The sequence below is a fragment of the Candidatus Protochlamydia sp. W-9 genome (assembly GCF_001950615.1).
In the GTDB taxonomy this organism is placed as follows: domain Bacteria; phylum Chlamydiota; class Chlamydiia; order Chlamydiales; family Parachlamydiaceae; genus Protochlamydia; species Protochlamydia amoebophila.
The window spans coordinates 21,656-43,459 of the sequence record NZ_BCPZ01000086.1 but is presented as its reverse complement, the minus strand read 5'-3'; the positions used below and the strand labels follow the sequence as shown (position 1 = coordinate 43,459).

The following is a 21,804-nucleotide window of genomic DNA, read 5'->3' as shown; positions in this document are numbered from 1 at the left end:
CTATTCCGATTGATCAGTAATTTTTTCTGAGCTGGGCTTTACTGACATTTTAATTTCTGATGGTTCAAAAGAAACGTTATTTTCGTTAGGTTCAATTGTTTCTGAAGCTAATAACTCTTCACTTTGATTTTCACTACCTTGTAATTTCTGAATAGCGACAAGATAATCATTCTCTTTTAAATTTGCTAATTTGACGCCTTGCGTATTGCGCCCCATGACCCGAAGATCATTCATATTAATACGAACTGTTTGTCCAGTTGCAGACATCATAACCATGCCATCTTCATCTGTGACACAGAGAGCTCCGATTACCTTCCCATTACGTTCACTTGTAATAATAGAGCGAACTCCTACCCCACCTCGATTTGTTTGGCGGAAATCATCTACCTGAGAACGTTTACCGAAGCCATTTTCACAGACGACTAAGATAGACTCATCACCGTTAACAACTTCACATCCTACGATATAATCATTTTCACCACGTAAGGTTGCCCCTTTGACTCCGCGTGCTGTTCTTCCCATTGGGCGAACGTTGCTTTCTTCAAAACGGACTGCCATCCCCTGATGAGTAAAAAGCATTACTTGCTGCTCAGGTTTAACAAGGCGAGCGGCAACAAGTTCGTCTCCTTCATCGATGTCAAGAGCCCAAATCCCTTTTCTTCTGGGGTTGCTAAATTCATTGAGAAGCGACTTTTTAACAACAGCACGCTTAGTAGCCATCAAAATACACGCTTCTTCTTCAAAAGAAGAGACGCGTTGAATAGTCGCAATTTTTTCTTCCGGACGAATATCTTCTAAAAGATTGATAAGAGGTTTTCCTTTGGATTTGCGTCCCGTTTCTGGAATTTGCCATACTTTTAACCAATAACAACGACCTAGATTAGTGAAAATGAGCAAATAATCGTGCGTTGTTGCAACGTATAGACCCTTAATCACATCTTCTTCTCGCTTGAGCTGCATTCCTGTCACGCCTTGGCCACCTCTTCGTTGCTCACGAAATGTATTGACAGGCATACGCTTAATATAATCATCTTGAGAAATTGTAATAATCACAGGCTCATTCGCGATTAAGTCTTCCATATTGACTTCACTTTCTGCCGCAATGATTTGTGTCTGTCTCTCAGATTTATGATGCTTTTGAATATCTAATAGCTCCTCACGAATAATCTCTTTAACCATTGCTTCGCTTGCTAAAACGGCTCGTAAATAATCAATCTTTTTTAACAATTCTTGATATTCATCATTAATTTTATCTCTTTCAAGCCCAGTTAACTGATATAGTCTTAAATCTAAAATTGCATTGGCTTGACGTTCAGTGAATTCAAAGTGTTTTATTAATTCAATGCGAGCCTCATCCCGATTACTACTTGCACGAATCAGACGAACAACTTCATCTAAATGATCAATTGCTTTTAAATATCCTTCTAGAATATGAGCTCGCGCTTCTGCTTTATTAAGCTCAAATCGAGTACGTCGACGTACCACATCAATGCGATGTTCAATCCAAACAGAAATTAACTGTTTAACATTCATGGTACGAGGTAAACCTTTATCTAATGCAAGCATGTTGCATCCAAAAGTAATTTGCAAATCACTAAACTTATAAAGCTGATTGATAATGACTTCTGGAACTTCTCCACGCTTTAATTCGATAACAATACGCATTCCATCTTTATCGGACTCATCGCGTAAATCTGAAATCCCTGTAATTGTTTTATTATTGATGAGTTCTGCAATGTGTTCGATTAAACGGGATTTATTTACATTGTAGGGAATTTCATCGATGGCTAAACGAGAACGATCCGGATTATCTTCGTTTTCCTCAACTCGAATGACTCCTCTTAAAATGAGCTTTCCCCTTCCTGTATGGAAAGCTTCTTTAATCCCTCGATAACCGCAAATCATCCCTCCTGTCGGAAAATCTGGGCCGGGCATCACCTTCATAATGTCATCAATTGAGGTTGTAGGATTTTCTAACAAGAGTAATGTTGCTTTGATCAACTCATTTAAATTGTGAGGAGGAATATTCGTAGCCATCCCCACCGCAATTCCAGATGAACCGTTGCAAAGAAGATTAGGAAATTTAGAAGGAAAAACAGTAGGTTCTTTCTTAGTCTCATCATAGTTAGGAACCATTTCGACAGTGTCTTTATCCAAATCGTCCATCAGTTGGACAGCTGCTGTTGTCAAACGAGCTTCAGTATAACGCATCGCAGCCGGAGGATCTCCATCAACAGAACCAAAGTTTCCTTGTCCATCTACCAAATTGTATCGCATAATCCACTTCTGAGCCATTCTAACGAGAGTTGGGTAAATGACCATTTCTCCATGTGGATGGTAGTCACCCGACGTGTCACCCGAAATTTTGGCACATTTTCTATGCTTTCCATTAGGACCTAGATTAAGTTGTCGCATAGCATAGAGAATTCGACGCTGAGAGGGTTTTAAACCATCACGTGCATCCGGAAGAGCGCGAGAAATGATGACTGACATTGAATAGCGTAAATAGCTATCTTTCATTTCATCTTCTACGTTTCGAGAAACGATGACTTCGTCTTTAGTGTAGGACATATAACCTCTATTTAGGCCAGTTGCAAAATTCTTTTATCACTCGCATCAACAAGTTTTGTGACTAAAAGAAAGTGAACTGATTCACGATTAAACATCTAAATTTTTAACTGACAGAGCATGTTGTTCAATAAAAGCACGTCGCGGAGGAACATCTTCTCCCATTAACATCGTAAACATGTGATCGGCTGCAATTACATCCGGTAATGTCACTTTAATAAGAGTTCTCTTAACAGGATCCATTGTGGTTTCCCAAAGCTGGTCCGCATTCATCTCGCCAAGACCTTTGTAACGTTGAATTTCAATTCCTTTACGTCCATTATTTCGCAAAAAATCAATGACTTCGCGTAGTGTGTAATAAGTGTAAGTTTTCCCCCCTTCTTCCACAATATCCAAGATCACTCCATTTGCACACATGTAGTAACTAAAATCCAGTCCATATTCTTGTAAAGGTTCTTGAATATCTTCAATTCCACCTTCTTCATAAAGCTCAATAAAATGAAGTCGGCTAGGTTTAAAAGTACGCATTTCAGGAGTAATTTCATCTGCTGGAATGGAAGCTAGCGTCTCTTGATGTCTTTGACGTTGACTTTCTTCTTCAGACTGTCTCAAAGCTACAAATTCATCTTCTGAATAAGCAAAACGAGCTCCCTCCATTAAATTCATTTGAAAACGAGGAAGTAGACCATTCTCATTTTTTAAAGCTAAAAATTCTCTAAAAGGAATTCCTTTTTTTTCTATGCGATCTATAAAAATCTCAACATTCAAAATTGTAGAAACTAGTTTTTTAGTTTCTTCCAGACTTAAAATATTTTCTCGGGAAGCTAGCTTTATTTGTATATCGCTTAATCCAAGCTCTAGTAAATAATCATCCATTTCTCTTTCCGAGTGTATGTAACGACTCGTTTTTTTACGGGACACACGATAAAGAGGAGGTTGAGCAATATAAATAAAATTGTTTTCTACCAACGCCGGCATATGACGATAAAAAAAAGTTAAAAGGAGTGTACGAATGTGAGATCCGTCTACATCCGCATCCGTCATGATAATGACTTTATGATAACGAAGTTTTTCCAGATTAAAACCGTCTTTCCCAATCCCGCAACCAAGAGCAGCCACCATGGTTCCTACTTCAGTGTTTTGTAATACTTTTTCTAAACGTGCTTTTTCAACATTTAGAATTTTTCCTCGAATCGGTAAGATTGCTTGAAAACGCCTATCTCTTCCAGATTTAGCAGAACCACCCGCAGAATCCCCCTCAACAATATAAATTTCACAGAGAGCTGGATTTTTTTCTTGGCAGTCAGTCAATTTTCCAGGAAGCCGCGCACTATCCAAAGCTGATTTACGTAAAGTTAATTCCCTTGCTTTGCGAGCAGCTTCACGTGCCTGCGCCGCTATGATAGCTTTATCTGTAATTAATTTAGCCATGGAAGGATTTTCATCGAGAAATATCGCTAACTCTTCTCCGACAATTTGCTGAACAACAGAACCTACATCACTATTACCAAGTCTTTGTTTTGTTTGCCCTTCAAATTGAGGATTAGCGACCTTGACAGAAATTACAGCTGTCAATCCTTCTCTCATATCTTCTCCGTTAATGGAGATTTTATCCGACTTCAATAGGTTATGATTTTTAATGTAATTATTCAAAACACGGGTAAGAGCTGTAGAAAAACCAGTTAAATGGGATCCACCTTGCCTTGTTGGAATGTTATTTACATAAGAAAAAATGGTTTCGGAATATCCATCATTCCATTGCATTGCAACTTCAAATTCAATCGGAGCATCATCCCCAGGTTTTACCCCATGAAAATAAATAGGATTAGGAAAAAGAGGTTCTTTATTTTCATTGAGGTAAGAAACAAATGAGCTTAACCCCCCTTGATAGCAAAAATTGACATCTTCTTTTTCAGCATGTTTTTCATCTCTAAAGAAAATATTAATTCCTTTATTCAAAAAAGCTAATTCTCTGAATCGCTTAGCTAAAATGTCATAGTCGAAGTCAATTGTTGTCATCACTTCAGAATCAGGCCAAAACCAAACTTTAGTTCCTCGTTTTGTCGTTTCTCCAATTACTTGAACTGGTTTAACAACCTTCCCTTGAGAAAATTCAATTTCGTGCATAAGGCCATTTTTACAAACTTGCACGATCATTTTTTTTGAAAGAGCATTCACACAAGAAACACCGACGCCATGCAAGCCCCCTGAAACCTTATAAGTATCTTTATCAAACTTACCCCCGGCGTGCAGAATAGTCATAACAACTTCTATGGCAGACACTTCTCTTCCTTGCTTGCGAGACTCATTCTCATGGCGTTCAACTGGAATCCCTCGTCCATCGTCTTCAATACTAATAGAATTATCTTTATGTAAAACAACGTCGATAGCTGTACAGTAACCAGCCATTGCTTCGTCTATACAATTGTCTATTACTTCATAGACAAGATGATGAAGACCATTGACACCTGTATCACCAATATACATACCAGGGCGTTCTCGAACAGCCTGAAGTCCTTCTAAAACAGTGATGGAGCTAGCATCGTACTCTTTGAGTTGAATCTTGGGTTTATCTGAACTAAGTGTATCTTGAGACATTCGATTACCTTAAATATTGAAACTTTATCTCTGTATCAACCAATTCGAAATAAAATCGTTTTGATCTCTACTCGAGGAAACTTTTGTCTAAGCTGGCTTAAGAGGCGCGGCTTATCATTTTGACTTAGCAAACTATAAAGGGTTGAATTTTTCACCTTAACAACAAGCACTCCAGATGAAAAAGAAACGGCTTGTGTCAACGCAGAAAGCTTGGGGCCTATAATGATAGGCCACATCGCCAAAATCAAATCAGATCGTTGTTCGTAAGCTTTACCAATTTTTGATAGAACATTTGGCAGTAAATCGTTGATATGATGACTCGTCACCTCTGTTCCATCATAACTTCTAGATGTGCGAGAATAGGGCTTGCTCACAGCTTTATTTCCGCCTTGATTTGAAAGCTCTTAAGAGAAAAATTAAAGCCAAATAATATCATAAAACCCTGTCTGAAACAACATTTTTATGATTAATTTCTATTATTATCGAATAAACAAACTTTTTAACTCATACTTATATGTAAATAGAGCTGAAGTAAAGCAAAACCCAAAAAATTTTTATTCAATTCTGTCAAAGTCCAACCCCTTCTTAGCACTATTAAATTGATTAAATTTTTTTTAAATTTAAAAAAAATTGCTAAATTTTGAACATAAAAAAAAGAGCCTCACCAAGAAAACTTAATGAGGCTCAGAAACAAAGAGAAAAAAGGAATTAGAATGCCATTCCTACATCAAATGTAACGCTACCAGAGCACCACTTAACATCTCTAAGTGGGATTGATACGAAACATTTTGTGTCAACATTACCCACTTCAGTTTTAGTAACTAAAGAACGATCATGTCCACGTCTTGCATGGAAATACTGAATTCCACCTTTTAAAGCAAGCGTCCAGCACTCATCCAAATCCCATTTCACACCAAAGTCAAGCACATGCCCCTGAGAACTTTTTGAGCGGTGGTGAAAACCGTTTGGAAGATCATTACGTAATTTCCAATCAGCTTTTGCATGATATTTTGCAAAATGAAATTCATAATCTAAGAACAATTCTAAATCACAGCTAATACGATAGTCAAAATCAACTCCAACAAATGGTCCATTCCAACGTGTGTTATAACGGTTATGGAAATTTGAACTAGAAGAAGAAGAAGAAGAAGAGCTGTAATCGTAGTAGTCGCTAGAAGCACGAAGAAGGCTGCTGCTACTGCTGCTTTCACCTATAGAGTTAGTTGCAAATCTTAAATGACGATCTTTCAAGTGTTGGCCTTTCCAAGAATAACCAACGACTGGTGTAACAGAAAAGCTATCGTCACCCAATTTAAATTGATATCCAAGAGCAACGTCTACATCGTAAACATGACCTCTTGTTTTAGCATGCGTGCGAGAAATTTCTAATTGAGACTCTTCACCTGCATTAATGTAGTCAGAATCTCTATTCTTACCACTCACGATCCAACCGTAATCTCCACTAGCACGCAAGTAAACATTGTCACAAGTGACATACTCACCTCTAGCTTCGATTTGCCAGATATTTAAATTTTTCCATTTTAATGTCGATTGAGCTCCAAATGGTGATGCTGCCGAATAGCCACTATCTGAGCTGTCGAGACCAGTACGGGTTTTCCACTTAAGTTCATCTCTACGATAGCCAAAGCCAACTTCTAAAGATGAATCTGTTGCTTCAGGCCAAAATGCTTGAGCAGCAGAACAACTTAAAAGGGATGCCATAATTGTCAAAAGGATTTTGCGCATATATGTCCTCTTAATGGTTTTTAATGGTTCAGGGATCTTAAAAAAATACACTTTAACAATAAATTCTAGAATTAATCAACACTAAAACGTGCGTTAACAATAGGTTTTGGTAATTGGAAGACAACATCTTCGTGAGTATAAACGATGTCTTCCACCTCATTTACACCTAATTCTATCAAACACTGGATGCATTTTTGAACAATTTCTTCAGGAGTTGATGCACCAGCAGTCAAGCCTATGACTTGCTTTCCTAACAACCATTCAGGATGAATTTCTTTTTCATCATTAATTAAATAAGATTCTATTCCTCTTGTCGAAGCGGCTTCTCTCAATCGATTTGAATTAGAACTTTGCGGATCACCCACGACTAACACAAGATCTGTTAGGTCAGTGATTTCCCTAAGGGCCATTTGGCGGTTTGTTGTCGCATAGCAAATGGAAGAACTCGGTAATGTTTCTACATGAGGATATTTAACAATTAGAGCTTGCGTAATCTCTTTCACATCATCCAAACTCAAAGTTGTTTGTGTAATATAAAAAAGCTTGTCCTGAGAAGAGAAATCTAAATTTTTGACATCTTCCACAGACTCTATGATTGTTGTTACATCAGGTGCTTCACCTGCGGTTCCAATAATTTCGACATGGTTATGATGGCCAATCAAGATAATTTGATAGCCTTGTAAAGCATATCGTTTTACTGCAGAATGAACTCTAGTTACTAAGCCACATGTGGCGTCTATTTCTACCAGTTGCCTTTTTTTAGCTTGTTCTCTAACCGCAGGCGATACACCATGTGCTGAATAAATTAACCTAGCTCCCACTGGTACATCTTCTACATCTTCAATAAAAATAGCTCCTTTCGTCTTTAAACCTTGAACAACATGTCGATTATGAACAATCTCATGCTTGACATAAATAGGAGATCCCCAAAGAAGAAGAGCTTTTTCAACTGTTTCAATCGCTCGCTCGACTCCAGCACAAAAACCGCGGGGCTTAGATAACAACAGTTTCATTTTCAACCTAAACATCTCTTGAAATTAGAAGGGGAATCATAAAGAAAATGGGAGTATTTGACAATCCTTATCATTTTTTTTCTTTTTTCACTCGAATATGATTTAATAGACCCACACAAGAATCTTCTAAAATATCAAGGACTAATTCAAAAGCACCACCGGGTTGATAATAAGGGTCTGGGACTTCCTGTCCTTGATAAAATTGACTGTACTCTGTCATGAACATAATTTTAGATTTTTGCTCAGTAGATTTAGCATGTTGATAAAGTGATTCAAGAACTTCTTTATCTGCCACTAAAATGTAATCAAATCGATTAAAAAATTCTTTTTGAAATTGCTGAGCTTGACTAGTCAAAATGATTCCTCTTGATTTCGCAGCTTCTTGCATCCGCACGTCAGGACTATGACCAACATGCCAATCTCCCATTCCACAACTTTCGATATGGAAGGCTAGATCAGGCTCTTTCTTTGCAAAATGACGTAAAATTCCTTCCGCAGCAGGAGACCTACAAATATTGCCCATGCAGACAAAGAGTACATTTATTGTTTCCATCATTCATCTATTCCTAATTAAAATTTACTAAAAGTATCGCTGTAGCTTTGGTTTTTTTCTTTACAATCAAATTATTAAGAAATTTGCACATCAGCCGCACAGCGAAAGCCATAGGTTCCATTTACGGTGCCGGGATTATTGCGATGTCTTCTAGAACATCGAAGATCTTCTTTTAAACTCTTCCAACAACCTCCCCTTAAAACACGATAAACGCCTTGTAAAGGTCCTTGAGGAAAATCTGGTTCTTGCATGGATAATTCATAATAATTATAGCCATACCAATCGTGGCACCACTCATAAACATTACCTGCCATATCATAAAGGCCACAATTATTTGGAGCATAACTCATCACAGTCGTGGTATCTGAACTAAAGAAATTGGCCTGTGTTTTTTCAATCTCCTCACCCGTCGGATAAAGAACATTTTCTTGTCCACCCCTAGCTGCAATTTCCCATTCAGCTTCAGTTGGAAGGCGTTTCCCTATCCATTTAGCATAAGCAATCGCTCCATACCAAGTCACCCCAACAACTGGATGTTTCGCATATCCAGATTCAATACTAAGCTTACCTCCACTTCTTTTAATACGTGAGTCACGTAAACGAATAATGTCATTATGGTTGCTGTCTTTTTCTCCTCCCATTACTTCTAGAAAACGAACAAATTGCTCATTAGTCACAGGATGGACATCCAGAGCAAAACTTGAAAGAGTGATTTGATGCCTTGGCATTTCGTCGCGATTTCCATCTTGACTTCCTCGGTAAAAATCCCCCCCTTTAATGATAACCATATCAGTTAAAATCGGTTTAACATTGGTCACATCTTTTCTTTCGGGGTTATAAACTTTTACAGCTGAACTAATTTGAAAAATTGCTGCAGGATCGTGATCAGTTTGAGGGCGTTCGAGTAATGGATTTTGTAATACTGGTCTTAAAGTTGAAACAGCCTCTTCAATCGCAGGTGGAGCTTCTTCTATTTTTAATGCAACTAGAGACTCGCTAACACCTTTTTGAACATTGCATTTTACCTCTTCAAAAATAATTGATGGTTCATTATTGGAAAAAAGTTCTTCTTTACCAAGAGTTAATTCTTCAATTTTGGCATTTTTTGATTTTGGCTCTTGAAGAGTTTCTTTTAAAGCAGTTACTAAAGAATCTGTTCGTTTAGCAGGTTGATTTTGTAAACATTTTTCTAATAAAGTATCCCATTGATAACGATAGCGTGAAGAGTTGGAAGGCATTTCAAAAATTCCTTCCGGTAGCTCGTTCATCAATAAATAGTACACTAACACACCAAATGCAAACACATCTGTCTTCATGCTGATCGAATGGGGAAAATCCAGCCTTTTTTGTTCTGGAGCAAAAAAAGCATGCGTTTGTAAAAAAGAAGTATGTAAAGGAATTAATTTTTGAGAATCGATAGAGGGACTAGGATAGCGATCTTGGCCCATTTTTTGCCATAAATTTTGGGAACCAATCTCAAGGGCTTCTGCCACATTTTTATAAGTTCTGGTCAAAACTGCGCCTGGTCCAATTATCCAAGACAAACCAAAATCAGACAAATGAACTTCTAAGTTTTGACGCCTTTTCCCAATTAATATATTGTTAGGCTTTAACCCTCGATGAATCAGTTCTCTATTTCCCATTTTTTTATTATGAGCGTAATCTAAAGCTTCTGCAATTTGCATGAGAATATTAATAATTTCATCCTCTTCTAATCTCCGGCCAAGCCCTATTAAGTATTGAGCAAGATTTGTCATTTCTCCCATTTGATCTACAACACAATCAGTGACTAGAAAATAAACCCCTTGAGCAAAAGAAATATTATGTGTTTTAACAATATTGGGATGATCTAGCGTAGATAAAAAATTAATATCTTCTTGGAAGCGTTGAATAAAACTACGATCTGTAGATAATTCTTCCGGAAGGATCTTAAGGATATATTGAGTTTTCATAAAACGGTGTTCAGCTAAATAAACTTCCCCCAAAGTTCCATGCCCAATCGATTTTATGATTATGTAATCGCCTAAAATACGCTGTTCCATGCTAAATCCTTTTATCTTAACTCTTAGATGTGTAAGTTTTAATTTAAAGTTTTGGTCTTATTTAAATCTTACATAAGTTATAAAAGATAACCTCTCTTTAAATTAATTTCAAACCTCTTGAAAACAGCTCTCATCAAAAAAATTTAAACAATAACTTTTGATGATTCTTGTCTATTAATAATGACATAAGCAAAATCGCTTCAAATTATTTAAATTTCGTGACCAAATAAGTTGGCAGCTAATAAAAAATGATAATTTGAGCGACCGTACTAACACACTAAACTTGAGTTTTTCTTGTCTCTTTCAGTCAGGTATGCTAACCTCCTCCTTTTAAACTTTCGTTTTACAATTTTATTTAAAAAATTTACAGGTTATTTGTTCATGGATAAACGCACCACCTTGTTCGTGATAGCTCTTTCTTTAACGTTATTTGGAATGAATCTTTTCTTTCAGCATCAAAATACTCAGCAAAAGCAAGAATGGGTTACACAGCAACAAGCCAAACAAATTCAAAAAAGTAAAAAATTAGAAGAAGAAATTAAATCACGGACAGCTAATCCTGAGTCCTTTTCTTTAACAACTATTTATGATGGAGAGCAAAAAGAAGCGATTGCACGTGGATTAGTGAAAGATAATTACCTTTTAACTTTCCGCTGGAGTGAAAATCTTCCGATGGAAATTTACATTCGTACTAGTCCCTCGAATGAAATGCAAGCTTATGAATTAATCTATAATGAATCGGAACAACAAACTCCTGCTATTTATAAAACGAAGACAAGCTCAAGTTTTTTACCCATTGCAACCATTCTCGATTTTGGACATTATGATTTACAACTCGTTTCATTTAATTCTTCTGATAGTCAATATCCTGCACACATTGCACTTGGAGAGTATACAGACGGACACCTTTCTATTTTAAATCCGCAAAATTTACAAATTGATAAAGAAAATAAAAATTCTCAACAAAATTACTATGCCGCAATTGCTTTATTAAAAACTTCTCAAGGCTATTTACCAGTTGGATTTTATGATTTCACTAGTCAATCACTTGTTCGCTTTAATAAAATACAAGAATTGTCTTCCTTTATCGCTCCGACTCAAGACACTCAAATCAATTCTGCAACCAATGGTAAAAGAGAACAAAAATTTTACGTCCTAGAAAATAATTACCAACAACTGGTTTTTTCAAACTATGGAGGGGCACTAGCAGAGATTAACCTTCCTTTTAGAACAGACAAAAATCAAGCAAGTGTTGTCAGAGAAATTGAATTTGATCGCAATATGGTTAAACATCACCCTTATAACGCCTTGTTCCCTAGCCACGCTTATTATACCCACGCAAAAGATCAAGGAAAAGATTTTATTTTTCATGAAAAAGGAGAATTAGGAGGATACTATCCCCTACTTAGACGCGATCTTATCCAAATTCCTCCTCGAAAAAGTGTTCAAATTAAACCTCAACACTATGCTTTGAATATTGTATCTGAATATCCAGAATTAGCTGAGCTTATCTACGAAGTTATTCATTTTAACAATCGATCCATTACTTTTGAAGCTGTTCAAAATCAACGTCGCATTACTAAAACTTATTCTTTTGGTGATTCCTTACAAGAAGGGCCTTATTGCCTTAATCTTGCCGTTCAAATTGATGGGGATGCGAGGGGTTTATGGTTAACGTCAGGGGTTCCAGAGGTAGAATGGATTTCTGGTGGACCCGCCCCCTCTTTAAAATATCGCATCACTCGTAATCAAAAATCTGAAGTGGAAAAGATTGATCTACCTAAAGATGCGTCAACAATCACTTCCATCTATCCTGATTGGATTTGCAATTCGAATGGATTTTTAGGAATGATTTTAGATCCTCTCAAAGAAATCGATCCCGGATTTAAAATTCAAGCTGTTTCAGGAACAAATGTCCCATCTCGATTAATAGAAATTGATCAAGAATACAATCTTTATCAAGCTGCTAATTTACCGGGCTACATGGCTTATCTTCCCTTAAAATCTCAAGGTGGGTTGATGAATTTCCGGTTTTTTGCAGGGCCATTTGATGATGAAACTTTAAAAACGATCGATGCTAAGTACTCCAATTCTGAAACAGGTTATAACCCCGACTATATTGCTTGTCAAACGATGCACGGATGGTTTACTTTTATTTCTGAACCGTTTGCCAAGTTTCTTCTAATTTTAATGAAATTTTTTCATTATTTAACGAACTCTTGGGCACTATCCATTGTTCTCCTTACGGTTAGCTTGCGTTTGATGCTCTACCCATTGAATACGTGGTCCACTAAATCTATGGTTCGCATGCAACAAATAGCACCACAAGTTACTGCTATTCAAGAAAAATATAAGAAAGATCCAAAAAAAGCTCAATTAGAAATCATGTCTCTTTATCGAGAAAGAGGAGTCAATCCAGCTTCTGGATGCTTACCTCTTTTGATTCAAATGCCTTTTTTGATTGGAATGTTTGATCTTTTAAAATCTAGTTTCGCTCTTCGCGGTGCTCCATTTATTTCTGGATGGATTGACGACTTGACAGCTCCCGATGTTTTATTTAGCTGGAGCAAGCCTATTTTTTTTATTGGAACAGAATTTCATCTGCTGCCCATATTGCTAGGTTTAGTCATGTTTCTTCAACAGCGTTTTATGTCTTCTGGTCCTAAAGACCTAAGTCAGATGACAGATCAGCAAAGACAACAACGAGCAATGGGAACCATGATGACAGTCGTTTTTGCTGTCATGTTTTATAACTTCCCATCAGGATTAAATATTTATTGGCTTTCTTCTATGTTATTAGGAATGGTACAACAATGGTTTGTATCTAAACAAATACAAAAAACGCCTAACCCTATTGCAGTGAAAACTGTTCCTAAAAAAGCTCGGTCTCGTTAAAACAATTTTAGAGGAAGAAAACTCTTCCTCTAATTAATTTTGAGAGATTGACAAGAGTAAAAACTATGCAAGCATGGGAAGAATTTCTAAAGGCACAAGAAGTTGAACTTGGTTTAGAAACGGTTCAAAAATGGCTCAGAACGTTGAAAATACAACGTTTTGATGCTTGTAATCTTTATTTAGAAGCCAAAGATTCCTTTCAAGCACTCTGGTTTGAGGAACACATTCGCAATAAAGCTCAACAAAAATTTATTAATGGAAATAATAAGCGAATTAAAATTCATCTTTCCGTTGCTAATGCCCCCCAAAAAGCAAAAAAAACTAAAACGATCAATAAAGAAAAAGATTTTAAAGCTCCTTTTGAACTAACCTTCGATGAATTAGATCCTCTTTGCTTATTTCCCTATTTCATTTCAACTGAAGAAAATCTCCTCTCTCATCAATTACTTCTAGAAATTGCCGGTCTTTCTCCGCAAATTCATTCAACCCAACTTGGTACGTTTAACCCCATTTATTTGTATGGGAGCGGAGGGTCGGGTAAAACTCACTTATTGATGAGCTTAGCTCATGCTTTAAAGGCACAGGGGCTAAAGGTTATTTATGTTCGAGCAGAAACATTTACTGATCACGTCGTTACCGCCATCCGTGCAGGAGAAATGAGTGTATTTAGACAAGCATATCGCAATATCGATGTCTTGCTAGTGGACGATGTTCATGTTTTTTCTAGAAAAGGCGCCACGCAAGAAGAATTTTTCCACACATTTAATACATTGCATTTAGAAGGTAAGCAAATTATTTTAGCTTCTGAATGTTCCCCTCAAGATCTACAGCTCATTGAACCGCGCTTGGTCAGTCGTTTTGAATGGGGAATTGTTCTTCCTTTAAAACCGTTAAGGCCTGGGGAAATGCGCAATCTTCTTATAGCTAAAGCTAAAGCTTTACATTTTGAACTTCCCTTAAAGATTGCCGATTATCTTATCGACACGTTCAAAAGCAATGCCAAAGCATTAATAAAAGGTTTGGAAGCCCTCGTTCTCCGACTGCATCTGGACGCAAAACATTCCATAACAGCTCTATCTGTAACAGCAACTAAAGCACTATTAATCGACTTAATCGAAGAAGAACAGAAAACTGCGATTACCCCTCAAAAAATTATTCAAGCAGTCGCTGAACAATACGGCATTCGTACAGAAGATATTTTAGGTAAGGCTCAAACAAGAGAATGCGCACTTCCTCGTCAACTAGCTATGCATTTATGTCGTGAACAACTAAAAATGCCTTTCATGAAAATTGGAGATCTTTTTTCTCGAGATCATTCCACCGTAATGTCAAGTGTGAAGAGTATACAAAAATCATTAGAGCAAGATGATCGAGAAATCTCAGGAATTTGTCATATCATTTTGAAAAAACTACAAGGATAGTTCACTTTCTCAAAAAAACATAAACTGGCTAAAAAAAAATTTACTTTTATGTAAAAAGATCCTTAAAAAAAAATACAATTTCGTTTGTCAAAAAATTCAATCTTATGCTAATTTTTTATTCTCTTTGAGAAAATTCGGAGTATAGCGCAGCTTGGCTAGCGCGGCTGCTTTGGGAGCAGTAGGTCGGGGGTTCGAATCCCTCTACTCCGATTCCACCCTATCTTTGGAAACAAAGATAGGGCTTTTTTTTGACTCTTTTATTTCAAGGATGTTCATGTTAACTGAACACTGGCTTGCTTGGCTTTATTGGAATCCTCCTCGAGAAGCATTTACTCTACCTTTTATTGATCATCCTGTCATGTGGTATGGCATCTGTTTTATTACTGGTTTTATCTTAGGCTATTTTATTATTGTCCCCATTATTGCTCTGTTTGTCAATCAATCAAAACATCTAAGCTCCATGGATATTCAAGATTGGAAATTATTAGTTAACCAGTTAAAAACTTCTTCCTCACCCTTAATTCAAAAATGTCAAAATGCATTAAATAGACAAGAGAGACAAAATTTAAACTCTGAAATTCAGCCATTAAACATCTCTTCCGATCTCAAAAATGCTTTGTTAAACAAATTAAATACCGTTTTAAAAGAAAACTCAATTCAACGAAAAGATTTAGAACAAACCTTTCAAGGAGCCATAACTTCTGCCAAACAAATAAGTTATTTTTTAGCAGATCGTCTTTGCTGGTTCATTGTTTTCGGAACATTGATTGGAGCTCGTTTAGGCGCTGTTTTTTTTTATGATTGGAACTATTTTAAAAGTCATCCTTTAGAAATTTTTGAAGTTTGGAAAGGGGGATTAGCAAGCCATGGTGGAGCCTTGGGAGTGATGTTAGCCCTCTTTTTTTATACTAGTTATATAAAAAAATGGGCGCCAACTTTATCATTCCTTAGGGTGTTAGATTTTGTCGCTATTCCAAGTGCATTAACGGCTGTATTTATTCGAATAGGAAATTTTTTTAATCAAGAAATTATAGGAACTCCTTCTGACTATCCTTGGGCTGTGTTATTTGCTCAACCAGCTGATGGCAGCTTACCCATCCCTAGACATCCTGTACAATTATATGAAGCTTTTGCTTACTTAATGACTTTTTTCTTATTATTTACTCTTTGGAAAAAATGCAACACTTGTCTCGCGGCAGGCACCTATGCCGGTTTTCTATTTATCTTTAACTTTTCTAGTCGTTTCCTTTTAGAATTTTGGAAAGCCAACTTAGATTCCATTTTAACAAACCCTATCTTGCAAATGGGACAATTGCTTAGCATCCCTTTCATATTATTTGGGATTTGTCTTGTTTGGAGAAAACAAAACTGGCAAAATTTATTTTGCTGTCACAGATAGTTAGGTGTAAATTTAAACTGAGCATGATTCATAAACCCCTTGATTTTATAACTAAATTAAACGATAATTTTTATATTAAATAACTAATTACGAATTCATTAAGTTTTAATTGTTGTTAGGAGTAAACAAGCATGGCGACGCTAGTCTTTGATCATAATGAAGAAGAAATCGAATTACCAGATGATTCACCGATAGCTGAAATTTGCGAAGAAGCCGGAGTCCCTTTTGCTTGCACAGAAGGTGTTTGTGGAACTTGTGTAATAGAAGTTAAAGAGGGAAAAGAAAATCTTTCTCCTCCCACCAAAGAAGAAGAAGATTTCCTTGGAGAAGGGACTTGCCATGAACGTTTAGCTTGCCAATGTCGCATTAAACAAGGTCGCGTGCGTATTATTTTTTAATTAAGCATTTTAGAAGAACATAGGATTCTTCTATTTAAAAAACTCAGGTTAAAATTATTTAAGTGCCGATTCAGATTTTGCCTGTCTTAATTTAGAATCTGAAGACACTTTAACTGTTATCAAAGAGGTTAATACTATGTCTTGTTGTTCAAAACCCCACCAAGATGATCATCATTCTCACTCTCATTCCCATTCGCACTCTGGAGGTTGTTGTTCGCCTGCTCCTTCCCCGCAAGAGCATCAACATTCTGGAGGATGCTGCTCTCAACAACCGAAAAAAGCAGCAACTGAAATTTCTCGCTCTATGACTATTGAAGATATTTTAGGCATGTTTCCTTACAAAGCTCAAAAACTTTCCCAAGAAATTACGAATGCTGGGCTTCATTGTGTAGGTTGTCACGCGGCCGTATGGGAAACGTTAGAAGCTGGAATGATGACTCATGGTAAAACAGATGCGCAAATTGATGAGCTCGTTCGGCGCTTAAATGCTTTATTACAAGAACCTGTCGATCAATCCTCTATTTGCATCACACCACGGGGAGCTTCTAAATTTTTAGAAATTTTAGCGGATGAAAATAAGCAAGGCTGGGGCATGCGCTTTGCTGAAGAAATGGCTGGCTGCAATGGCTTTGAATATGTGCTCGACTTTTCTGAAAAAGCAGACGCTGAAGATGAAATTTTTTCTTCCAACGGAATTGAAATTCATGTGAAAAAAGCAATGGTTCCCCGACTTTTAGGGTCAGAAATTGATTTTGTTGACGGTCTTCGCGGATCAGGCTTTAAAATTTCTAATCCCAATGTTCGCTCTTCTTGCGGATGTGGAAGTTCTCACAACTATTAAAATTCTTAAGGCCACTCTGTTCTGAGTGGCCTTTCAAATGTATTCAAAAAAATTTGTTTTTTCATATCAAAATGTATAAAACTAAATATTAAATATAATTTAAATAATTTATTTCCCCCTTTTACCAGTCGCTCAACTATTTTTTAATCGATTTATAATCAAACATTTATGATTAATTTTCCTAAAAAATAAAGAAAATAACTAGTCAATTAAATTAAGAAATGGTTAAGCTATTTTTAAGTTTAAATAAAGAAAAAGGTTAAAATGAATTTTAAATAAAACACATAAAATTTAGTAAGGAGGCGCAAAATTAAAAATATATTTTTCCAAAAAGAAATGAAAGTTGTTTGATTTATTTAAACACGTTTTAGTTTTAACAAATCTAAAAATAGGCAATTTTTAGATTAAATTTAGGAGAATTTTTATGAATTTAAGCAGCCCTACTACAACCTCTAATTGGGATTTAGGAAATGACTGGCATATCATGTCTCCTCAGGAACAAATGCAAGACGTTTACGCTCGATTAAATTCTTTGTCAGATAAAACCCAACAACAAGATAAAATAATTACCGCTCAAAGTGAAGTTATAGAGAAAATATTAAAAGAGAATGGCATATTGAGAACCAATAATGAACATTTACATTCGCAAATTATTCATTTAACAGAAGGTCAGCAAGAAGTAGTAAAAGAGAATCGACAAATTTCTACAGAATATCAGACATTAAAGGATAAGTATGAAGAGGTCCAAACTCAATTGCGAGAAATGGAGAATATGTTTGTCAGATTTTATGAAGAACGTGATGAACTAAATGCAACGATTGAAAAGTTATCGAAAGAAAAAAAGACATTGGAAGGAAGTAATCATCAAAAGGATGAAGTCATCAATAAGCTCAATGGGCAATTAAGGGATGTCACACATGAAAGAGATGCAAAACAAAGAACGATTGATGAATTACAAAAAGAAATTATCAGATTAACAAATGAAAATGAAAAAAAAGAGAGAGAAAAAGTTCAACTTACTGCTGAAAAACAGCGATTTAAACAAGAGAAAGATCAAACTACTAACGATAATTTGCAACTTTTGGAACAAAATCAACTTCTTAATCGTGACAATTGGCAACTTCGAGAGTCAAAAAATGAGCTAGAACAAAACTTCAGCCAACTTCAAGAAGAAAAAAACAACTTGACACAGCAAGTATGTCATAAGCAAAATGCTCTTGTAGATAATGAAATTAAATTTAATCAGCAGCTAAATCAATTGCAAAAGCAATTTGACGAGCTTTCTGCCGTTAATGCCAACAGTCAACTTCAACTGAATAATTTAAAAACCAAATTGTTGGAGATTTTTACTTTACCCTTAACTCCACAAAATTTAGACAAATATCAACAATGTTTATTAGAAACTGTAAGCTTATTAAATCTCCCAGAAGAAAAACTAAAAAAAATTAATCCCGAAATTATAAAAATTGTCAGCCAATTAAAGCAAAGTGCTAAAAATCCTAATATTTTTGGCATGCGAACTGAGACTCTCAATGCTTTAAGTTTTATACTTGGTATAGTTGGCGGTGGTATAACAGTATTAGGTTATTTGCGAAAATAATTTTATTGCAATTGGAAAAAGCCAACTTATAAACCAAGGCTGGTTTTTTTAAAAATAAAAGTTTAAAATTAAGTGAACCAATAATTTACCAATTAAGAGGTATTATTATGATTCCCAAGCCAAAAGATTATTTTTTTGCTCTAACCGATCTACAAGGAAGTATAGATACTTTTTTAAGACCTAATGCAGTTCTTACTCAACAAAGACAACGACAACTAGAATTAGTTTTGGAAAATTTTTTCTTAAAAAAAGACCAAGAAAAACTTACTCAGCAATTGACAGATATCAAGTGTAATATAACTAGCAAGCAAATTGAAAATAAGGAATTGGAAAACAAAAATCAGCAGGAATTACAACAAATCATAAAAATAAGCGAAAAGTTATTAGCTGCGTGTAAAAAGGAGTGCGAAGAACATGCGCAGTTTAAGAAAGAAGCAGATCAAAAAGTAGCTTCTATCTCCCAATCTTTTGCTAAGTTGCGCGAAAATGATGCTAAACAACTTCAGGAACTCAAAAGAATGCAACAGCAATGTGATGACTTACAATTATTACATAAGCAGGATATGCAATTACTTGGTCAACTCAATGAACAGGTCCAAAAAATAAAAGAATCCTTTCACTTTCTTGGACAAGAATATAAGCAACACTTCAAAGACTTTCAACTTCTTAGGCAACAATTTGGCCAAATTCGCAAAGATTTAGAACTTATTAAAAATCAATTAGACTACATGAGAAAGGATCTTGAAGACATTAGACAAGATTTTAAACGTCTTAAAGAAAAGATGAACAGCTTAACTCAAGATTTTCGAGTAATTAGAGCCGAAATAGAAGAATTGGACCGCCGAGAAGATATTAGCAACAAAGCTATTGCGGATCGATTAGAAAAAATGCAAGTTGCGTTTGATCAACTTGCAGCTCAGATGAATAAGGACAAACTTGTACAGCCAACGAGCCTACCTCAAATTTCAGAGAGTTCTTTTGATCAGTCAAATTCAAAAAATATTTTAACTTTTAGTTTTTTTCGGTCTCTATTTAAATGGAATATCTTCAAGATAATTTGTTTAAATCACTTTAACCATCACCATTTATTTCGTCGTACTTCAAATATCTGGGCTTCGAATATCTGGGCAAGAAAAATCCCGATGTCAGTTGATTCTAAAGAACTGGGTTAGCTATTTAGTAATAACTAATGCCAAGGTGAAACACCTTGGCTGTTTTTTTATGCAACTATAAAACTTCTTAAAAAACCTTAATTTTCAAAGTCCGTCATCCCAGATTATTAACTTTTCAACAGACAGGGTTTAATAATTTTCAAATATTACCCATGAACGGCTTTTCCCAGAGCTTGCAGAGCAGCCTCTTTGATAGTTTCACTGAGAGTCGGATGAGCTTGCACGGTTTCGGCTAAATCTTTTAAATTGATTTGCTTTTGAATGGCAAGAGTTCCTACTGCGATGAGCTCAGATGCATGAGCCCCTATGATATGCATTCCCAATAGACGGCCCGATTTTTTTTCGCCAATCAATTTCACAAATCCTTCTATTTCATCCGTGCAACGAGCCCGAGAATTACCTCTAAAATAGGTTGTTCCTGTTAAAAGAGTGAGTCCTGATTCGCTAGCTTCTTGCTCTGTCAGTCCCACAGAAGCAACTTCTGGATTCGTATAGACTACATTTGGAATAGCTAGATAATTAATGCTTTGCCTTTCCCCTTTTAACCACTCCACAACAGTGATTCCTTCTTGAGAAGCTCGATGAGCAAGCATCACACCTTCAATAAGGTCTCCAATCGCAAAAATATGTGGTTGAGATGTACGAAAAAATCCATCAACGGGAATAAATCCTTTTTTATCTATTTGAATTCCAACTTTATCTAAAGATAATCCTTGGGTATAGGGTCTTCGACCAACAGCAACTAATACCACTTCCCCGCTAATATTTTGCAATTGTTCGTTTTGTTCAATGGTTAAAATCGTTTCATTAGGTTGCAAAACAGCTGTCATCATTTTCGTCGACAACTTAATTTCAATCCCTTGCTTTTTGAGAATTTGGAATAGGTATTTTGATAATGCGATGTCCATGGCAGGACAAAGGCGATCTGACATTTCAATAATTGTCACTAAAGACCCCAGACGATTATAAACAGAAGCGAGTTCTACCCCAATCACCCCTCCTCCAATGACGAGCAAACGTGGAGGGACAGTAGAGAGATTTAAAGCCCCTGTTGAAGAAACAATATTTTTTTCGTCAAAAGGCAAATGAGGTAATGAAGTAGACTCCGATCCTGTTGCCAATAAAATATAATTAGCTTTAATTTCATCTATATGAGTTCCATTTTTCACTTGAAGTGTATGAGCATCCAAAAATTGCGCTTCTCCTTTTAAATAAATCACTCCATTTTTTTTAAAAAGTAAAGCAATCCCTTCAATCAATCCTTTGACAACATTTCTTTTACGTTCCATCAATTTTGTAAAATTGACTTTTAAATTAGATACTTCAATGGCTTGTTCGAGTCCATGTAGTTTCAATGTTGAGTAAAGTTCTGTAGAATGAAGAAGGGTTTTAGAGGGAATACATCCCACATTTAAACACGTTCCTCCAAGCGTTTCTCGTTTATCAATACAAATCGTTTTTAAACCCATTTGAGCGGCTCGAATAGCTGCCACATACCCACCTGGCCCAGCTCCAACAACTGCTAAATCATAGTGTTCAACCATATTTGTGATTTCCT

Annotated in this window: 15 protein-coding genes and 1 tRNA gene; 8 read left to right on the top strand and 8 right to left on the bottom strand. The window is 36.0% G+C overall.

Going from position 1 to position 21,804, the window contains the following annotated elements; genetic code table 11:
• The 7 genes from gyrA to BU804_RS02350 form a co-directional block, all read right to left on the bottom strand.
• The gene (gene gyrA, locus BU804_RS02380; RefSeq protein ID WP_075882831.1) at nucleotides 1-2,571 is read right to left on the bottom strand and encodes a DNA topoisomerase (ATP-hydrolyzing) subunit A; all 2,571 of its coding nucleotides are present in this window, start codon (nucleotides 2,569-2,571) and stop codon (nucleotides 1-3) included.
• 87 nt (nucleotides 2,572-2,658) lie between these two features.
• Nucleotides 2,659-5,166: a DNA topoisomerase (ATP-hydrolyzing) subunit B gene (gyrB, locus tag BU804_RS02375; protein ID WP_075882830.1), complete on the bottom strand. Its 2,508-nt coding sequence runs from the start codon at nucleotides 5,164-5,166 to the stop codon at nucleotides 2,659-2,661.
• Nucleotides 5,167-5,201: 35 nt separating this feature from the next.
• On the bottom strand, nucleotides 5,202-5,540 hold the full coding sequence (locus tag BU804_RS02370; RefSeq protein WP_011175626.1) for a DUF721 domain-containing protein: 339 nt from the start codon (nucleotides 5,538-5,540) through the stop codon (nucleotides 5,202-5,204).
• A 334-nt stretch (nucleotides 5,541-5,874) separates the two neighbouring features.
• Entirely contained in the window at nucleotides 5,875-6,912 is a 1,038-nt protein-coding gene (locus tag BU804_RS02365) for an autotransporter domain-containing protein (RefSeq protein WP_075882829.1), read from the bottom strand.
• Between the two features lie 71 nt (nucleotides 6,913-6,983).
• Nucleotides 6,984-7,925, bottom strand: coding sequence for a 4-hydroxy-3-methylbut-2-enyl diphosphate reductase (gene ispH / locus BU804_RS02360; protein ID WP_075882828.1), 942 nt, complete (start codon nucleotides 7,923-7,925; stop codon nucleotides 6,984-6,986).
• Nucleotides 7,926-7,995: 70 nt separating this feature from the next.
• Complete coding sequence (locus tag BU804_RS02355; protein WP_226988457.1) at nucleotides 7,996-8,481, bottom strand: low molecular weight protein-tyrosine-phosphatase; 486 nt, start codon at nucleotides 8,479-8,481, stop codon at nucleotides 7,996-7,998.
• A 71-nt stretch (nucleotides 8,482-8,552) separates the two neighbouring features.
• On the bottom strand, nucleotides 8,553-10,520 hold the full coding sequence (locus BU804_RS02350) for a bifunctional serine/threonine-protein kinase/formylglycine-generating enzyme family protein (protein WP_075882827.1): 1,968 nt from the start codon (nucleotides 10,518-10,520) through the stop codon (nucleotides 8,553-8,555).
• Nucleotides 10,521-10,901: 381 nt separating this feature from the next.
• Here BU804_RS02350 and yidC point away from each other — a divergent pair, with 381 nt between their 5' ends.
• The 8 genes from yidC to BU804_RS02310 all read left to right on the top strand — a co-directional run bounded on the left by yidC (nucleotide 10,902) and on the right by BU804_RS02310 (nucleotide 20,246).
• The gene (gene yidC / locus BU804_RS02345; RefSeq protein ID WP_075882826.1) at nucleotides 10,902-13,415 is read left to right on the top strand and encodes a membrane protein insertase YidC; all 2,514 of its coding nucleotides are present in this window, start codon (nucleotides 10,902-10,904) and stop codon (nucleotides 13,413-13,415) included.
• 65 nt (nucleotides 13,416-13,480) lie between these two features.
• Nucleotides 13,481-14,836 carry a chromosomal replication initiator protein DnaA gene (gene dnaA, locus BU804_RS02340; RefSeq protein ID WP_075882825.1) on the top strand — a complete coding sequence of 452 codons (1,356 nt, stop codon included), beginning with the start codon at nucleotides 13,481-13,483 and terminating at the stop codon, nucleotides 14,834-14,836.
• Nucleotides 14,837-14,971: 135 nt separating this feature from the next.
• Nucleotides 14,972-15,046, top strand: a tRNA-Pro gene (locus BU804_RS02335).
• 64 nt (nucleotides 15,047-15,110) lie between these two features.
• Nucleotides 15,111-16,235: a prolipoprotein diacylglyceryl transferase gene (locus BU804_RS02330; protein ID WP_075882824.1), complete on the top strand. Its 1,125-nt coding sequence runs from the start codon at nucleotides 15,111-15,113 to the stop codon at nucleotides 16,233-16,235.
• A gap of 131 nt (nucleotides 16,236-16,366) precedes the next feature.
• Nucleotides 16,367-16,633 carry a 2Fe-2S iron-sulfur cluster-binding protein gene (locus BU804_RS02325; protein ID WP_011175634.1) on the top strand — a complete coding sequence of 89 codons (267 nt, stop codon included), beginning with the start codon at nucleotides 16,367-16,369 and terminating at the stop codon, nucleotides 16,631-16,633.
• Nucleotides 16,634-16,769: 136 nt separating this feature from the next.
• Nucleotides 16,770-17,474 carry an iron-sulfur cluster assembly accessory protein gene (locus tag BU804_RS02320; protein ID WP_011175635.1) on the top strand — a complete coding sequence of 235 codons (705 nt, stop codon included), beginning with the start codon at nucleotides 16,770-16,772 and terminating at the stop codon, nucleotides 17,472-17,474.
• A 424-nt stretch (nucleotides 17,475-17,898) separates the two neighbouring features.
• The gene (locus BU804_RS02315; RefSeq protein WP_075882823.1) at nucleotides 17,899-19,074 is read left to right on the top strand and encodes a hypothetical protein; all 1,176 of its coding nucleotides are present in this window, start codon (nucleotides 17,899-17,901) and stop codon (nucleotides 19,072-19,074) included.
• A 107-nt stretch (nucleotides 19,075-19,181) separates the two neighbouring features.
• Entirely contained in the window at nucleotides 19,182-20,246 is a 1,065-nt protein-coding gene (locus tag BU804_RS02310; RefSeq protein WP_075882822.1) for a hypothetical protein, read from the top strand.
• A gap of 146 nt (nucleotides 20,247-20,392) precedes the next feature.
• Here BU804_RS02310 and lpdA read toward each other — a convergent pair whose 3' ends face one another.
• A complete protein-coding gene (gene lpdA, locus BU804_RS02305) occupies nucleotides 20,393-21,790 on the bottom strand; it encodes a dihydrolipoyl dehydrogenase (RefSeq protein ID WP_075882821.1) in 1,398 nt (465 codons plus the stop codon).
• Nucleotides 21,791-21,804: the final 14 nt, after the last annotated feature.

What these genes read in the sequence shown, in the direction of transcription:
- BU804_RS02315 (WP_075882823.1), top strand. Translation starts at nt 17,899, where the DNA reads ATGAATTTAAGCAGCCCTACTACAACCTCTAATTGGGATTTAGGAAAT.
- yidC (WP_075882826.1), top strand. Translation starts at nt 10,902, where the DNA reads ATGGATAAACGCACCACCTTGTTCGTGATAGCTCTTTCTTTAACGTTA.
- gyrA (WP_075882831.1), bottom strand. Translation starts at nt 2,571, where the DNA reads ATGTCCTACACTAAAGACGAAGTCATCGTTTCTCGAAACGTAGAAGAT.
- gyrB (WP_075882830.1), bottom strand. Translation starts at nt 5,166, where the DNA reads ATGTCTCAAGATACACTTAGTTCAGATAAACCCAAGATTCAACTCAAA.
- BU804_RS02330 (WP_075882824.1), top strand. Translation starts at nt 15,111, where the DNA reads ATGTTAACTGAACACTGGCTTGCTTGGCTTTATTGGAATCCTCCTCGA.
- BU804_RS02350 (WP_075882827.1), bottom strand. Translation starts at nt 10,520, where the DNA reads ATGGAACAGCGTATTTTAGGCGATTACATAATCATAAAATCGATTGGG.
- BU804_RS02325 (WP_011175634.1), top strand. Translation starts at nt 16,367, where the DNA reads ATGGCGACGCTAGTCTTTGATCATAATGAAGAAGAAATCGAATTACCA.
- BU804_RS02320 (WP_011175635.1), top strand. Translation starts at nt 16,770, where the DNA reads ATGTCTTGTTGTTCAAAACCCCACCAAGATGATCATCATTCTCACTCT.
- BU804_RS02365 (WP_075882829.1), bottom strand. Translation starts at nt 6,912, where the DNA reads ATGCGCAAAATCCTTTTGACAATTATGGCATCCCTTTTAAGTTGTTCT.
- ispH (WP_075882828.1), bottom strand. Translation starts at nt 7,925, where the DNA reads ATGAAACTGTTGTTATCTAAGCCCCGCGGTTTTTGTGCTGGAGTCGAG.
- dnaA (WP_075882825.1), top strand. Translation starts at nt 13,481, where the DNA reads ATGCAAGCATGGGAAGAATTTCTAAAGGCACAAGAAGTTGAACTTGGT.
- BU804_RS02310 (WP_075882822.1), top strand. Translation starts at nt 19,182, where the DNA reads ATGATTCCCAAGCCAAAAGATTATTTTTTTGCTCTAACCGATCTACAA.
- lpdA (WP_075882821.1), bottom strand. Translation starts at nt 21,790, where the DNA reads ATGGTTGAACACTATGATTTAGCAGTTGTTGGAGCTGGGCCAGGTGGG.
- BU804_RS02355 (WP_226988457.1), bottom strand. Translation starts at nt 8,481, where the DNA reads ATGATGGAAACAATAAATGTACTCTTTGTCTGCATGGGCAATATTTGT.